14 protein-coding genes and 2 tRNA genes are annotated in these 13,574 nt (G+C 55.1%); 10 read left to right on the forward strand and 6 right to left on the reverse strand.

Annotated elements, in window-relative coordinates; genetic code table 11:
* The first annotated feature begins 96 nt into the window (after positions 1 to 96).
* Complete coding sequence (locus ACXAIA_RS07525) at positions 97 to 732, forward strand: LysE family translocator (RefSeq protein WP_475348800.1); 636 nt, start codon at positions 97 to 99, stop codon at positions 730 to 732.
* On the opposite strand, the gene ACXAIA_RS07530 is transcribed toward ACXAIA_RS07525, so the two are convergent.
* On the reverse strand, positions 704 to 1,582 hold the full coding sequence (locus ACXAIA_RS07530) for a protein-methionine-sulfoxide reductase heme-binding subunit MsrQ (protein ID WP_475348801.1): 879 nt from the start codon (positions 1,580 to 1,582) through the stop codon (positions 704 to 706). The two genes, ACXAIA_RS07525 and ACXAIA_RS07530, sit on opposite strands and share 29 nt — an antisense overlap.
* A 205-nt stretch (positions 1,583 to 1,787) precedes the next feature.
* On the opposite strand from ACXAIA_RS07530, the gene ACXAIA_RS07535 reads away from it, so the two are divergent.
* Positions 1,788 to 2,210, forward strand: a complete 423-nt coding sequence (locus tag ACXAIA_RS07535) for a CoA-binding protein (protein WP_475348802.1) — start codon at positions 1,788 to 1,790, stop codon at positions 2,208 to 2,210.
* Between the two features lie 77 nt (positions 2,211 to 2,287).
* Here ACXAIA_RS07535 and ACXAIA_RS07540 read toward each other — a convergent pair whose 3' ends face one another.
* Together ACXAIA_RS07540 and ACXAIA_RS07545 are read right to left on the reverse strand one after the other, a co-directional pair.
* On the reverse strand, positions 2,288 to 2,941 hold the full coding sequence (locus tag ACXAIA_RS07540; protein WP_475348803.1) for a hypothetical protein: 654 nt from the start codon (positions 2,939 to 2,941) through the stop codon (positions 2,288 to 2,290).
* A 171-nt stretch (positions 2,942 to 3,112) separates the two neighbouring features.
* Entirely contained in the window at positions 3,113 to 4,012 is a 900-nt protein-coding gene (locus tag ACXAIA_RS07545) for an OmpA family protein (RefSeq protein WP_475348804.1), read from the reverse strand.
* A gap of 225 nt (positions 4,013 to 4,237) precedes the next feature.
* On the opposite strand from ACXAIA_RS07545, the gene ACXAIA_RS07550 reads away from it, so the two are divergent.
* From ACXAIA_RS07550 to ACXAIA_RS07560, 3 genes are all read left to right on the forward strand, one after another.
* The gene (locus ACXAIA_RS07550) at positions 4,238 to 5,230 is read left to right on the forward strand and encodes a mechanosensitive ion channel family protein (protein ID WP_475348805.1); all 993 of its coding nucleotides are present in this window, start codon (positions 4,238 to 4,240) and stop codon (positions 5,228 to 5,230) included.
* Positions 5,231 to 5,394: 164 nt separating this feature from the next.
* Positions 5,395 to 5,976, forward strand: coding sequence for a DJ-1/PfpI family protein (locus tag ACXAIA_RS07555; RefSeq protein ID WP_475348806.1), 582 nt, complete (start codon positions 5,395 to 5,397; stop codon positions 5,974 to 5,976).
* A 118-nt stretch (positions 5,977 to 6,094) separates the two neighbouring features.
* A complete protein-coding gene (locus ACXAIA_RS07560) occupies positions 6,095 to 6,409 on the forward strand; it encodes a ribbon-helix-helix domain-containing protein (RefSeq protein WP_475348807.1) in 315 nt (104 codons plus the stop codon).
* Positions 6,410 to 6,435: 26 nt separating this feature from the next.
* Here the strand turns inward: ACXAIA_RS07560 and ACXAIA_RS07565 are convergent, their stop codons facing one another.
* The 3 genes from ACXAIA_RS07565 to pyk all read right to left on the reverse strand — a co-directional run bounded on the left by ACXAIA_RS07565 (position 6,436) and on the right by pyk (position 10,752).
* Positions 6,436 to 7,419 carry a hypothetical protein gene (locus ACXAIA_RS07565; RefSeq protein WP_475348808.1) on the reverse strand — a complete coding sequence of 328 codons (984 nt, stop codon included), beginning with the start codon at positions 7,417 to 7,419 and terminating at the stop codon, positions 6,436 to 6,438.
* A 5-nt stretch (positions 7,420 to 7,424) separates the two neighbouring features.
* On the reverse strand, positions 7,425 to 8,954 hold the full coding sequence (locus ACXAIA_RS07570) for a DUF2336 domain-containing protein (protein WP_475348809.1): 1,530 nt from the start codon (positions 8,952 to 8,954) through the stop codon (positions 7,425 to 7,427).
* Positions 8,955 to 9,330: 376 nt separating this feature from the next.
* Entirely contained in the window at positions 9,331 to 10,752 is a 1,422-nt protein-coding gene (gene pyk / locus ACXAIA_RS07575; protein ID WP_475348810.1) for a pyruvate kinase, read from the reverse strand.
* Positions 10,753 to 11,038: 286 nt separating this feature from the next.
* Between pyk and ACXAIA_RS07580 the strand changes: the two genes are divergently transcribed.
* The 5 genes from ACXAIA_RS07580 to ACXAIA_RS07600 all read left to right on the forward strand — a co-directional run bounded on the left by ACXAIA_RS07580 (position 11,039) and on the right by ACXAIA_RS07600 (position 13,566).
* Positions 11,039 to 11,512 carry a deoxycytidylate deaminase gene (locus ACXAIA_RS07580; RefSeq protein WP_475348811.1) on the forward strand — a complete coding sequence of 158 codons (474 nt, stop codon included), beginning with the start codon at positions 11,039 to 11,041 and terminating at the stop codon, positions 11,510 to 11,512.
* A gap of 283 nt (positions 11,513 to 11,795) precedes the next feature.
* Complete coding sequence (locus ACXAIA_RS07585) at positions 11,796 to 12,290, forward strand: response regulator (protein WP_475347482.1); 495 nt, start codon at positions 11,796 to 11,798, stop codon at positions 12,288 to 12,290.
* The gene (locus ACXAIA_RS07590; protein WP_475348812.1) at positions 12,287 to 12,841 is read left to right on the forward strand and encodes a transcriptional regulator; all 555 of its coding nucleotides are present in this window, start codon (positions 12,287 to 12,289) and stop codon (positions 12,839 to 12,841) included. The genes ACXAIA_RS07585 and ACXAIA_RS07590 overlap by 4 nt, the downstream gene beginning before the upstream one ends.
* Positions 12,842 to 13,168: 327 nt before the next feature.
* Positions 13,169 to 13,245, forward strand: a tRNA-Asp gene (locus tag ACXAIA_RS07595).
* A 244-nt stretch (positions 13,246 to 13,489) separates the two neighbouring features.
* A tRNA-Asp gene (locus ACXAIA_RS07600) sits at positions 13,490 to 13,566 on the forward strand.
* The last annotated feature ends 8 nt before the right edge of the window (positions 13,567 to 13,574 follow it).

Below are 13,574 nucleotides of genomic sequence, written 5' to 3' on the forward strand. Positions count from 1 at the left end.
TCCGCTTTCTGTCTGTGATTTAATTCATGATGGTATTTGCAAACAACTCGGAATGACGCATTCTGGGTGGAGATACCTCAGTATGGAGTTCGTCCCATGTCGTTTGAAATCTGGCTTGCCTTTGCTTTTGCATGTGCTGTTGTTCTGGCCATTCCCGGCCCGACCATCATGCTTGTCGTCAGCTATGCACTGGGCAAGGGAAAACAAACCGCATGGGCGACTGTTCCCGGGGTGGCGCTGGGTGATCTGACCGCCATGACGATCTCGCTTGCCGGGGCTGGTGCGCTTTTGGCCGCCTCCGCAGAAGCCTTTACCGTGCTCAAGCTCGGCGGGGCTGCGTATCTGATCTATCTCGGGATCAAGATGTGGCGCGAAAAGCCCGAAGCCCTTCATGACAACCCGGATGCCAAACGCAACCGCCCGTCGCGCATGTTCCTGCAGGCCTATGTCGTGACAGCACTCAACCCCAAGGGCATTGTGTTTTTTATCGCCTTTGTGCCGCAGTTCGTGACCGCCGGCGATCCGGTATTACCGCAATTCATCATCATGACCGCGACCTTCGTCACGCTGGCCGCAGTCAATGTTGCGATCTGGGCCGTGATGGCCAGTGCCTTGCGCGAACGGTTCCGCCATCCATCGGCCCTGCGTCGCCTGACCCGCATTGGCGGCGGGGTGATGATCGGGGCTGGCTTGCTGACCGCCCTTACCCGCCGCGCGAGTGCTGCGGTCTAGGAACCATCCCGAAGAGATTGCCGATTTTCACGCGCGCGATCCCGTCCTTGCCAAATAGAAGTGTTGCTGTCACCAGCATGCCTGCCAGCAACACATTCCAGGCCGGGCGCAATGGCCACATCCATTCCAGATTGGCTGCCAGCACCCGTTCCGCCGGAATACCGGTCGCAAGCGCGTACCACGCATATTCAATCCCGGCTGTTGCCAGCCCGGACACAACCGCAATCAGCGACAAAGTCACGACAGAGCGCAGCGACCAGCCCCGCCAATGGGCAAAGCGATACAGCATCAAACCAACAAACATCCCGGCCATCAGGGTCGCTTCGCTGACATCGATTTTTGACTGCAAAAAGAAATGCACCACGCCCAGCACGGCAATCGGATAGACCAGCTTGTGCAGGCGCACCCATTTCGCCCCCAGCCGGCGCATGGCCGACTTGGTCGAGGTCGCAGTCAGAACGGCCAGACCGACCACGGCAACAAATCCGATTGTCAGGTAGATCCGCAGCACGATCTCGCTGGCAATACGGATGACATCAAGATTCTGGCTGATGGCATAAAGCCCGAAATGGATCATCACATAACAAAATGCCGCCACCCCGATCTGTCGCCGGACCTGAACAAGCTTGGAAAACCGGGTAATACGGCGAAGCGGTGTCACCAGAAGCGTGATCAGCAAAATGCGGATCGTCCATTCACCGCTTTCAAGAATGGCTTCCTTGACCGGTATCGTTGCCCCGCCCTCAGCCACTACCGGCCACAGCAAAACAATGCCCGGCACCACAAGGGCGACAAAGACAGCCAATTTGAAAAATGAAAACCGTCCGGAAGGATCAAGCCATGGATACATTCAATTCGAACCTGTCAGGTTTAGCCATACCCTAGTCAAAGCGTATCTGGCCATCCGCGTCACCTAAACTGCCATCAACTTTCCGCGAGTGGCCTGCCCCCCGCTCCTGCCCGGCAAAAAAGCCGATGACGCATATCAAAGTTGCAGGAAGGCCCAGACAATATAACATTCATACGTATTGACCACCGAAAGCGGATGAAACCGAATGGCCGAATTTCAAAATCCCACCGACCCGGAAATCAAATCCCTGCTTGAGACAACCAAAACCATCGCCCTTGTCGGCGCCAGCCCCAAGCCGGAACGCCCGTCCAACCGGGTGATGAAGTTTCTGCTCGATCATGGCTACACCGTCATTCCGGTCAATCCCGGTCAGGCGGGCGGCACCATCCACGGGCAGCCGGTTGTTGCGCAATTATCCGATATCACTGGCCCCGTCGATATGGTCGATATCTTCCGCAACAGCGACGATGCAGCCGGCGTGGTCGATGATGCGATTGCGATTGGCGCCAAATCGGTGTGGATGCAGCTTGGTGTGATCAATCCTGATGCCTGTACCAAGGCAATCGACAATGGCATGACCGCGGTCATGGATCGCTGCCCGGCGATTGAACTGCCGCGCTTGTCCTGAGCCCCGCATCCTTATTAGCCAACAAAAAAGGCACCGGATGATCCGGTGCCTTTTTAATTCGATATCCTGAACCGCGCTTAGCTGCGACGGCACTGCGCCATCAGATCCGGAACAAGGCCCTGATTGCCCATAAAGACCGGCTGCACAGCACTGGTCACGGTGTAGGCCGTGGTGTGTTCATCAACAAGCGCGTCAAAATGCCCTGCCGTTTCAAGCACCAGCGACATTACGCCGTCCGGCTTGATGCGAAGGGCGGCAAAGCCGTTGGCATATTCGGTACGCGCGCATTCGTGGCCAAGGATGGTGTCAAACCGTTCGACCAGCGCATAGCGCGGGTTTTCAACCAGATCATCACGTGTTTCCACCGTGCTCGGCTTCACGCCGATTTTCGGCACATATTTCGCGAAATTCGCCTGGGACTGAACGATGTAGCCATCAGGAAAGTAAACTGCGACATCTTCGGCCAGCAGGATGCGATCACCGATGACCGCACCGGACCGCAGAAGTTCCTTGATCCGCTTGCCCGGAATTTCACCCGAGAACGCATTGAAGCGCAGGGTTTTTCCATCACCACGCAGGTCGGCAAAGTAACGTTCGAAGGGAACGATGGGTGTTTTGTCTGCCGCACGCGCTGTCGGCAAGAAGGCGGTGGTCATAACCGCCAGTGTCGCAACTGCAAGAGCAACGCCCCCCGAGCGTTGCGAAAAGACCGTCTTGATGGCCTTTAGCATATGTCCCCGCCTCTCACTTAACTTCAGGATTACAATCCAGAGATTATTCAGATTGATCCCAAATTCAACACCTGTTTCCGCGAAAAATCGCCGAAGGGTCAAAAGCACATATAAAAACAACGAGGTGGCATTATGCCACCTCGTTGCCAAAGATTTGGTAAATGTCGGTGATTAGTCGACCGAAATCGTCACACGACGGTTACGCGGCTCACGAACACCATCCGGAGTCGGGATCAGAAGATCGCCTTCACCAACGGCATCGCTTTCGATCATGTCACCTTTGACACCACGGCCGGTCAGCTCACCAAGGGCAGCCGATGCACGACGCTCGGACAGACCAAGGTTATAGGCAGCCGAACCCGAGGAGTCGGTGTGACCAACAACGGTGATGTCACCCATCGAGGTCGCCCACTGCTCAGCAGCGGCATCAAGAACACGCTCGGAAACCGGGGTGATCGCAACGCTGTCAAAATCGAAGAAGATGGTGAAGAGACGCGGCTCGGCAGCAGCCACCGGTGCAGCCATCGGCTCCGGCTCTACAGCGCGCAGTTCAGCCATTGCAGCTTCGAAGTCTTTCCAGCACTGGCTGATCAGCTCGGTCTGCCAACCTTCTTCGCTTTCCTCAACCCAGCAGTCATAGCGGGCCTGGGCAACAGCGGCGATTGCCGGCTTTTCTTCACGCTTGCCATCATCAAGAAGGGCAAGGAGTTCGTCACGAACGGCACGTTTCTGTGCAATTTCTTCATCTGAGAAACGCCAGTTTGCCGGATCTTCCGGAAGCACAATGGTGTCACCGGTTACACGGCCGGCTTTCTTGGCAAAGAAGTCAGCATCAAAGTAGTCATACCACTCGTCAGCTTCGCGCTGCGCATAAGCAAGATATTCGGTTTTAAGCGCTTTGCCGAAGTCGGTGGTCGGTTCCTGCGAAGAAAGTGCAGAAGAAACCGAGCTGCTGTAGGTGAACGGGTTACCACCATAAGGAACAGCGGTGCCGCTGTTATCTACAGTGCTACACGCACTCAGAAGCGCTACGCCACCAAGAGCAAAAAGAATTTTCGGACGGATCTGCATGTCTTACCCCTGTCTTTAGGTTGTTCTTCAGATAATAACTTAACACCAATGATGGTGATATTATGGTCTTTAACGAACGAAAGAGTGGCTTGTTCCATACACATGCAAGAAATTGGTGATCGCATCGTACTTTTCAAGCGCACTCAAACCTGTAATGCTAAGTCTCTCATACAGAAGTATGGTTGGCAATCAACACAATTATGACACGGAGCGAACGAGGTTCAGATGATTGAAACCGATGTAGCGACCATCACAGAAATGCTAAAGGGATTTGCGTTGGGCTTTGGCCTCGACCTTCTTGGCGCAGTCCTCATACTACTCGTGGGCTGGTGGATCGCCGGTCGGGCTGCGGCTCTGGTGCGCCATTCCCTGAAGAACGCCAAATTTGTTGATGCGACTCTCAAGCCGCTGGCATCAAGCGTTGTGCGCTATGCCATTCTGGTCTTTGTCATCATCGCTGTCCTGGCGAACTTCGGCGTTGAAACCACCAGCATCATCGCTGTTCTCGGTGCTGCCGGTCTGGCAATTGGTCTGGCCCTGCAAGGCACGCTGTCAAACATTGCGGCTGGCGTCATGATCCTGATCCTGCGCCCGCTCAAGATCGATGAATTTGTCGAAGCCGGTTCGGTTTCCGGCACGGTTGTCGAGATCACCCTGTTCACCACGCTGCTCAAGACTCCGGATGGTGTGTTTATCTCCGCCCCGAACTCGCAAATCTGGAACAGCGCGATCAAAAACTACTCGCGCAACCCGACGCGTCGTCTCGATATCAAGGTCGGCATTTCCTATGACGACGATGTTGATGCAGCACTCGAATTCCTGACAAACCTTGTCGCATCCGACGAACGCGTCCTCAAGGATCCGGAACCGATGAGCTTTGTCGCCAATCTCGGTGAAAGCTCGGTGGATCTGACCGCGCGCGGCTGGGTCGCCACCAGCGAATTCTGGCCGACCTTCTTTGATCTGACCCGCAAGTCGAAAACGGAACTCGAAGCTGCCGGCTTCTCAATCCCGTTCCCGCAACGCGACCTTCACATCATCGAAGGTGCTGAAACCGCCAGTGCCACAAAACCAGCTGCAAAACCGGCTGCCAAGGCTGCCGCCAAACCGGCGACGAAAACTGCGGCCAAAAAACCGGCAACCCGTTCCCGGTCCACGGCAGCAAAATCGACAAGCAAAACAACCGCTGCGAAAAAGACACCAGCCTCCAAAAGCTGATGCCTTTTCCAAAACCCCACATTTTAAAAGAGGCCCAAATCGGGCCTCTTTTTTTGTTTGGACGCCGCATGTAGTACCCCGCTGTTACCCGCCCACCCGTCAGGCGGCGTATAGTTCCCGCCTTGCCGAGCAACGGCAAATCAAAACAAGCGGGAGGATAAGGTATGTCTGCGAAAAAAATTCTCATGATCACCGGCGACTATGCCGAAGACTACGAAACCATGGTGCCGTTCCAGACCCTTCTGGCCGTTGGCCACCAGGTCGATGCCGTCTGCCCGGATAAAAAGGCTGGCGATACGGTCGCAACCGCCATCCATGATTTCGAAGGCGATCAGACTTATAGCGAAAAGCGCGGTCACAACTTTGCACTCAACGCCGATTTTGCGACCGCACGCGCCGAAGACTATGATGCGCTGGTCATTCCCGGCGGTCGCGCCCCGGAATATCTGCGCCTAAACGAAGATGTCATTCGCCTGGTTCGCGATTTCCATGACGCAGACAAACCGATTGCCGCTGTCTGCCATGGTGCGCAGCTGCTTGCCGCAGCCGATATCATCAAGGATCGCAAGATTTCGGCCTATCCGGCCTGCGCGCCAGAAGTCAAACTCGGTGGCGGCGTTTATGCCGACATCGATATTGATGATGCCTGCACTGATGGCAATCTGGTGACCGCCCCGGCCTGGCCAGCCCACCCGAAATGGATGGCGGCTTTCCTTAAGGTTCTTGGCACCGAAATCAATTTGTAATCTGCCTGCGCCCAAACGTGCATTGCGTTTGGGCGCAACTTGATTGACCATTGTGCCAACCAAAAAGAAGACCGCCGCACGGATCGTGACAGCGGCACCCAAAGGAAAGGCCGTCCAAATGTGTCAGATCTATTCCGGAACCGACCCCGAGCTTTATCAATCCGTCAGCCGCTCTGTGCGGATCAATGGTGTGGTGACCAGCCTACGTCTTGAACTGCGCTTCTGGCAGATCCTTGATGAAATCGCTTCTGGCGAAGGTTTCACAACGCCGCAGTTCCTCGGCAAAATCCATGATGAAGTTGTGGCGACGCGCGGCGACATTCCGAACTTCGCATCGCTTGTGCGTGTGATTTGCACGGTTTATCTCGAGAAACAGGCGGGCCTGCATGTGCATGTACCGGCATCAAACGGGACGTCGGCACTGCATAACTAGGTTCTTTGGATTTATCTGAGGCCTACTTAGTTCAGCCAGGAAGACAGTTCACGCGTGCTGAACCCGCCGCTGGTCATCAAGTTTGGCGCGCTGTTGCGTCGCAGGGTCGGCTCAGCCGGTTTGATGATGCTGTTGCGCTGATGAATGCCGGCCGCCGCTCCGAAATCGATCTGTGACCGCCCAACAAGATCAGCCGCCTTGATGCGCGGCCCGGATGCATTGGTAGTGCCCGATGCATTGATCGGTGTTTGTTGCGCTTGCGGCAATTGCTGTTTTTGTTTGGCCTCGTAGATCCAGCGTAGCTCCTGTTTGAGCGTCTGATATTCCGCAGTATCCGGTGCGGAATTGACCTCTTTGACGATCTGAAGCTTTACCATCTGCGGGAAACGATCGAGGCGTTCCAACAGCATGAATTTGACGCTCGGCCGTACCGCATCCGACCGCATCAGCTTCATCACCAGACGGCGATAGATATCAATGCGCAGATTGCCGTTCGAGGCCAGCTCGATGAATTCTTCGACGAACGCCCGGGCTTCCATTTTGCCATCAAGCAAAGCCCGCAGGTTATCACCCATTGCACGGCGATATGCTTCGCGGATTTCCACCACATGATTGGATGCGCGCGTGCGCACAAGGTGGAAGGCTTCCGGGCTGAAGGCATTCTTGGTCAGGAGTTTGGCGCAATCGGCGACCAGTTCGTGTTTGGTCGCTTCGGACACGACTTCAAATACGCCGGTAATCAGTTCCTTGCACTTGGCATGCGGGCCCATGCGGATCGCGGCGGCCAATGCCATCGGGCTTTCCGGGTCCTTGGTCGCAATCACGGCCAATGCCAACGGATCATCATATTGCATCAGGGCAAGGTCGTTGCTCAGCAAATGTTCCGGCATCAAAAGGCGCTGCTGCTTGGCCGCCCCGGTTACGGTAAGCGGTTCGCCAGACAGATAACTTTCCTTGATGGTAAGGGCATGTTTCAGCCCGTCATATGAGATGCCGTGATTGCTGCTCATGGCACTCAGTCCTCTTTGCGACCTTTGGACCGCTTGTCAGAGACCAAGCCTTCCAGCCCGCCGCTATTGCGGCTAGAGCGCGAACGCAGGCCATGACTGCGTGCAGAGTTACGGACAGAAGAACGTGCTTTGGGCGCCTCGGCCGGGGCCGGTTCGCTTTCTTTTTCGACCTTGGTGCGTGCTGCCACCGGCTTGATGTCGCTAAAGAAATCGATATACCAGTCCATATCCGCTGCGGCCATCGCATAGCGGCCACCAGCCGCCGGGCTTTCAATCGCCGATTCCGGAATACCGTTGCTGATTTGCAAGACAACAGCTGCCGGCGCGGTCATTCCCGCGCGCCATGCAAGCGCTGTAATCGCCCGGGCACTGCCCGAATCAAGAATTTTGGAAACGGCATTGGTCCGCATCTCGGCATATTGCGCCAGCGCCTGTACCACCAGCGCATCGTCATTGCGCGACAGGGCATCAAGCACATACTGATCCATCGTCATTTTGGCATCAGATGCCTCAACGATATCGTTCTCGACCATTTCGTTATCGGCAATCTCGAGTTCCATCTCGCTTTCGCGGGACTGGACCGGCATGCGGTTTTCAAAACGGGCCTTTTCGATCCGCTGACGCACAGATTGGCGCAAGGCACGGGCAACTTCGGTGCGCATGCGGCCTTGTTCGACCAAGGTGTCAAACAGCGATGCCATAATGAAATGCGCAATGCGGCGCTGGGCCTGACGCGAAATACGGTTCTGGCCCCCAAGAATGTCGTTTTCCGGTGCCTTTGGCTTCGGCATCGCTTTCTCGGTGAGGTGCGGTGTCATCGGCACGACATTGCGCGGCGCATCGTCAGATGACAGCAAACGGTTCAGCAACCCGCCCTTTTCCTTTTCGGCCTGCTGCGCGATCAGGCGGACCTTGGCGGCGGCTTCAAGCTCTGCACGTTCACGCTCGGCCGCAGTCTGAACAAACTCACTGCGCCCCCGCATGATATCAAGGAAATCGGCATCACTCAGAAGTTCGACATAGTCTGCAATCGATACCCGGCCAATCGCCTGAATGTCCTGACGCAAACGGGTGGCGGCCTGACGGGTCATATATGGCGTATGGCCCAGTTCCTGTTCGATCAGCGCGATCACCTGCGGGCGATAACAATCGCCCATGTTGGCAATCGCTGCGACGAACTCATCGACCATATCAAGACGTTCCGACGGGCTTAGATCCGTCAGATGTCGACGCAGACGGCGGGCGACATCCATACGAACATCGCTATCGAAATCAGGCACATCTTCAACATCATCAAGCGCGTCCAGTTCAGATGAAAGGCGCGCGGCATGTTCAAGCCCTGCGGCGTCGGCGGAATTTTCGGAAATATGCTTGCGGGGAAACGTGCGGCCCTGCGGCTGACCTTTATCAGCCCCAAACGACTCAGGTGCGATAGTACGAACAGTGTCGGCGAGATCACGCAACTTTGCCGAGGCCTTGTCATCAAGCCCCTCATTGCCCGCATTCTTTTGCCGATTGAACATCCAACTCAGCATTATCGCAGTTATTCCCCTGGTCCCGTGCCTGGCGGCATATCGGCATCGGCGTTGCGATGCCTTATTTTTGTGTTTTGTCAGAATAGCTTAACCGAAACTGACAGCGATACACAACCAGACAAGACGTCTAATTTTGATAGCCCAACCTCAATGGCTCAAATCCTTGGATAGAGCCTTGATTACAGAATGACTATCGGCGCAAAGACTCAAAAAAACATTAACGATAACGGGGGCTTTGATGCCCCCTGCCCTTTGCTCTCAAAAAACCCGGCAAAGGGGCTGTTTTCCAACCGCACCCAAACAAAAACGGGCGCCCCGAAGGACACCCGTTTTCTGAAAAAGTCTCAACACGCAATGGTGTGCATTAAGGATCAGCTTAATTGTTACTGACCCACGCAATGCGCAGAATATTGGTTGCCCCCGGGGTCCCAAACGGAACACCTGCGGTAATCACAAGCGAGTCTCCCGGTCCGGCAAATTCTTCGCGCTTCGCCACTTCTGTCGCAATTCCGACCATTTCGGCAAAGTTGGTGGCATCACGGGTAAAGACCGGATGCACGCCCCAGCAAAGCGCCAGACGACGTGCGGTCTGAATACGCGGTGTCAGGCCAAGAATTGGCACTTCCGGACGTTCACGGGCCGCACGGAATGCGGTCGACCCGGACGAGGTATAGTTCACAACCGCTTTGGCACCGATGGTTGCCGCCACCTGACGGGCAGCCGCACTGATCGCATCCGGGGCGTTATGCTCCGGATCCGGACGGTTGGCATCGCGCATGCGGTAATAAAGCTCATCCTGCTCCACACGGCGCAGAATACGGTCCATGATCGACACGGTCTCGATCGGGTATTTACCGACCGCGCTTTCGGCCGACAACATCACCGCATCAGCACCGTCATAAACGGCCGTTGCGACGTCGGATGCTTCGGCACGGGTCGGTGCCGGGTTGGACACCATCGAATCAAGCATCTGGGTAGCAACAATCACCGGCTTGCCTGCTTCGCGGCAGGCCTTGATGATGCGCTTCTGCAGGATCGGAACATCTTCCGGCGGGCATTCGACGCCAAGGTCACCACGAGCGACCATGATCATGTCAGAAAGCTCGACAATCTCGTCAAGGTGATCAATCGCCTGCGGTTTTTCCAGTTTGGAAACGATGGCCGCACGGCCCTGAATGATCTTGCGTGCCTCGGCAACGTCTTCGGGACGCTGCACAAATGACAGGGCCACAAAATCAACACCCATCTCAAGACCGTAAACCAGATCGGCACGGTCCTTGTCGGTAAGCGGTGACAGCGGCAACATCACATCGGGAAGATTGACACCCTTGCGGTTTGACAGCGGACCACCGGTAATGACGGTGCATTCTGCGGACTTGTCGTCACACTTGTCGACCTGCATGCGCAGCTTGCCATCATCCAGCAGAAGGTTCGCACCCGGCTTGAGCGCGGCGTACACTTCGGGATGGGGCAGCGCCACACGGGTCTTGTCGCCCGGCTTCTTGTCCATATCGAATTTGAACTTGTCACCGGCTGTCAGTTCGATCTGCTCATCAGCAAAGGTCCCGACACGAATTTTCGGGCCCTGAAGATCCATCAAAATACCGATCGGGCGGCCGAGTTTTTCTTCTACAGCGCGGATCGCTTCAAAGCGGGCCAGATGTTCTGAGTGTTCCCCGTGCGAGAAGTTCAGGCGGAATACGTCCACACCTGACTGCACGATCTGTTCGAGGATTTCTGGCTTTGAACTTGCCGGCCCCAGGGTCGCGATGATCTTCGCCTTACGTTGACGGCGCATCGGCTACTACCTCTTGTTATTCGGTTTACACATGAGCCTTCCCGCTTCGGCCTGCATCTGCGGCGAGACGAAAAGGCGTCCTGATATTTTTCTGGGGGTACCCCCTTAATAATCAATCAGCCCCTATTTGAACAGGGACTTTTCTTTAAATGCCTTTACAAAAATGTGATTTTTCACTGGACAATTACAAGAAGCACCTTCTTTAAAGAACCCATCCCGGTGAAATATCCCGGTCACATCAGACGAGCCGACCGACCATACCGTTGGCGCAGACAGGATCCTTTTCATGAGCAAATGGCACAACCGCTTTCTTGGCCTCGCAGCCCATATTGCAGACTGGTCAAAAGACCGCAGCACCCAGGTCGGTGCCGTTGTCATCGGCCCGAAAAAGGAAATTCGTGCTGTCGGCTATAACGGTTTTCCGCGCGGGGTTGATGACGCCGTCGAAAGCCGTCACCAGCGTCCGGAAAAATACGCCTATACCGAACATGCCGAACGCAATGCCATTTATAACGCCAGTTATACCGGCACGTCGCTGGATGGCTGCGCGCTTTATGTCACGCACTTCCCGTGCTGCGATTGCGCACGCGCCATCATTCAGGCCGGCATCGCCGAGGTCTATGTCGACAAGTCGAAACTGACCCCTGATTTTCTCGAACGCTGGGAACAGGATATGAAAATATCGACAGAAATGTTCGAAGAGTCTGGTGTCGCCGTTAAGGTCATCGACGACGACGGCACCACCAAGCCCATGAAATAAAAACGATCTTCCTCTTTACTCTCAAAAAAAATATCCAATATTGGGTGTGTTCAAACCGGACACGAGCACCAAAAAATAAGACGCAAACGTCGTCTGTTCGATATTTAAAGCTGGCCCTGGGTCAGTATTTGTCAGATTTCCCGGCCTGAATCCTTGCGGTTTGGCCTTGCTGGAAACCAGACAAAGGTATAAGGATTTACAGATCAGCAACGGGGTATGATTTGCTGCTGTATCCTCCTGAACAGCGACGCATTTCGTGATGATGCTCAGGAACCGAGGCCGGATGAACGCGAAAATAGACTTTAGTAAAATCAGTTTTCTGATTGTTGACGGGGACAAGATTTCGGCTCAGGTGGTTTATGACACGCTCGCCTATTTGGGGGCTAGTCATATCCAACGCGTGAAAACGCCGAATGCTGCCTTTGACGTTCTGCGCACGGAAAAGATCGACATCGTGATTTGCGAATGGCGCCTGCATGGCATGGATGGCCTCGAATTTCTTGATGTCATGCGCAATTCGACCAATTCGCCAAACCGGTTCATTCCGGTGATCATGCTTACCGCGCATTCCGAACTTCGCTATGTGACGACCGCGCGCGATCTTGGGATTACGGAATTTCTTGCCAAACCCTTCAACGCCAAGGCACTTTACAGCCGTCTGGTTTCGGTGATCACCCGACCGCGTGTCTTTGTGAATACCGGGACCTATTTTGGCCCGGACCGACGTCGCAGACAGGTCCAGTTTGATGGCCCTGATCGCAGGAGCACAGACGAATGAGTCATTTTGACTGGGGAAGCGGAGCAATCGTGAAGCCGGAACAACCAAAAAAGAAAAAGAATGTGCAAATCATTCCTGCACAAACTGATCTCAAGCGCCGGGCTGTCAACTTCGTAAAGGGTTTCGACATCAACCTGTCGCCCGAACAGCTCGAAGAGCTCGAACAGGTCGTTCAGCGCAGCTCGGAAACCTTCGTTCGCGACATCGGCAAGGACCTGATGGCATGCCGTAAAACGGTGATCGCAGGGCTTGGCGATAAATCCAAACGCCCTGAGGCCGTCACGGCGGCAAGTGATCTTGCCTATTCGGTCAAGGCGCTGGGCGGGACTTTCCAGTATCCATTAATGACCCAGATCGCCAAATCGCTGGAAACCTTCGTTGCCGACCGTACCACCGCCAACGAAAAACAGCTGCTCGTTATGCAGCTTCATATCGATTCTCTCTATGTCATTCTGGCCGGGCGCGTTACCGGTTTTGGCTCAACCGTCGAACAGGCAACTGTCGCGGCCCTGACCAAACTGACCGAACGCTACGAAGACCCGCGCGAATAGACATCCCGCGCGACTTAATCTTTCGCATACTGTCCTTGTTACGCGGCCAACGGGCAATTGCGCCTGCAGCACTGGCGCGACCAGACACATTTTCATCGCTTTTCAACGAACTGATATGTCCGGTTAGCCCGACAAAGCCACCTACCCTCACACGCCGCGTTCCATGCCTTCGCACCACCTGACCCCCACTAAAAACGGTGAATCTTGACGCGCCCAAGGCCCGCTTGGTTTCTACTGGCAGAAGAACCGGTTCAAAATTTGAATTTGCAGGTCAAAAACCGCTTGCGCCACCTGGGAGCGACTGCTAAAAACCGCGCCACGCACCATGCGGGTGTAGCTCAGTTGGTTAGAGCGCCGGCCTGTCACGCCGGAGGCCGCGAGTTCAAGTCTCGTCACTCGCGCCATTCCCTCCCTGATGGGAATGATGAACAAAAAAAGCGCCACGGTTGATCCGCTGGCGCTTTTTTTGTTTCTGGCCATCTCCGCCCCCTTGATGACTACCTTTGTCTGCGCATTCCGGACAGCGAAAACGGCCTCTGATCCGGGTTGAATAGCGACGTTTTTCGACTGAATTTCCAGCCCGTCTTTTTTTTGCAAAAAACCCCTTGCCAGACTGAACCACCCCTTATATAAACCGCGCCACACCATGCGGGTGTAGCTCAGTTGGTTAGAGCGCCGGCCTGTCACGCCGGAGGCCGCGAGTTCAAGTCTCGTCACTCGCGCCATTCCCTCC

It is taken from the genome of Thalassospira sp. ABL2_045 (assembly GCF_056161285.1).

Excerpts from the sequence above, each read along its gene's own strand:
- ACXAIA_RS07525 (WP_475348800.1), top strand. The coding sequence starts at position 97 with ATGTCGTTTGAAATCTGGCTTGCCTTTGCTTTTGCATGTGCTGTTGTT.
- ACXAIA_RS07530 (WP_475348801.1), bottom strand. The coding sequence starts at position 1,582 with ATGTATCCATGGCTTGATCCTTCCGGACGGTTTTCATTTTTCAAATTG.
- ACXAIA_RS07535 (WP_475348802.1), top strand. The coding sequence starts at position 1,788 with ATGGCCGAATTTCAAAATCCCACCGACCCGGAAATCAAATCCCTGCTT.
- ACXAIA_RS07540 (WP_475348803.1), bottom strand. The coding sequence starts at position 2,941 with ATGCTAAAGGCCATCAAGACGGTCTTTTCGCAACGCTCGGGGGGCGTT.
- ACXAIA_RS07545 (WP_475348804.1), bottom strand. The coding sequence starts at position 4,012 with ATGCAGATCCGTCCGAAAATTCTTTTTGCTCTTGGTGGCGTAGCGCTT.
- ACXAIA_RS07550 (WP_475348805.1), top strand. The coding sequence starts at position 4,238 with ATGATTGAAACCGATGTAGCGACCATCACAGAAATGCTAAAGGGATTT.
- ACXAIA_RS07555 (WP_475348806.1), top strand. The coding sequence starts at position 5,395 with ATGTCTGCGAAAAAAATTCTCATGATCACCGGCGACTATGCCGAAGAC.
- ACXAIA_RS07560 (WP_475348807.1), top strand. The coding sequence starts at position 6,095 with ATGTGTCAGATCTATTCCGGAACCGACCCCGAGCTTTATCAATCCGTC.
- ACXAIA_RS07565 (WP_475348808.1), bottom strand. The coding sequence starts at position 7,419 with ATGAGCAGCAATCACGGCATCTCATATGACGGGCTGAAACATGCCCTT.
- ACXAIA_RS07570 (WP_475348809.1), bottom strand. The coding sequence starts at position 8,954 with ATGCTGAGTTGGATGTTCAATCGGCAAAAGAATGCGGGCAATGAGGGG.
- pyk (WP_475348810.1), bottom strand. The coding sequence starts at position 10,752 with ATGCGCCGTCAACGTAAGGCGAAGATCATCGCGACCCTGGGGCCGGCA.
- ACXAIA_RS07580 (WP_475348811.1), top strand. The coding sequence starts at position 11,039 with ATGAGCAAATGGCACAACCGCTTTCTTGGCCTCGCAGCCCATATTGCA.
- ACXAIA_RS07585 (WP_475347482.1), top strand. The coding sequence starts at position 11,796 with ATGAACGCGAAAATAGACTTTAGTAAAATCAGTTTTCTGATTGTTGAC.
- ACXAIA_RS07590 (WP_475348812.1), top strand. The coding sequence starts at position 12,287 with ATGAGTCATTTTGACTGGGGAAGCGGAGCAATCGTGAAGCCGGAACAA.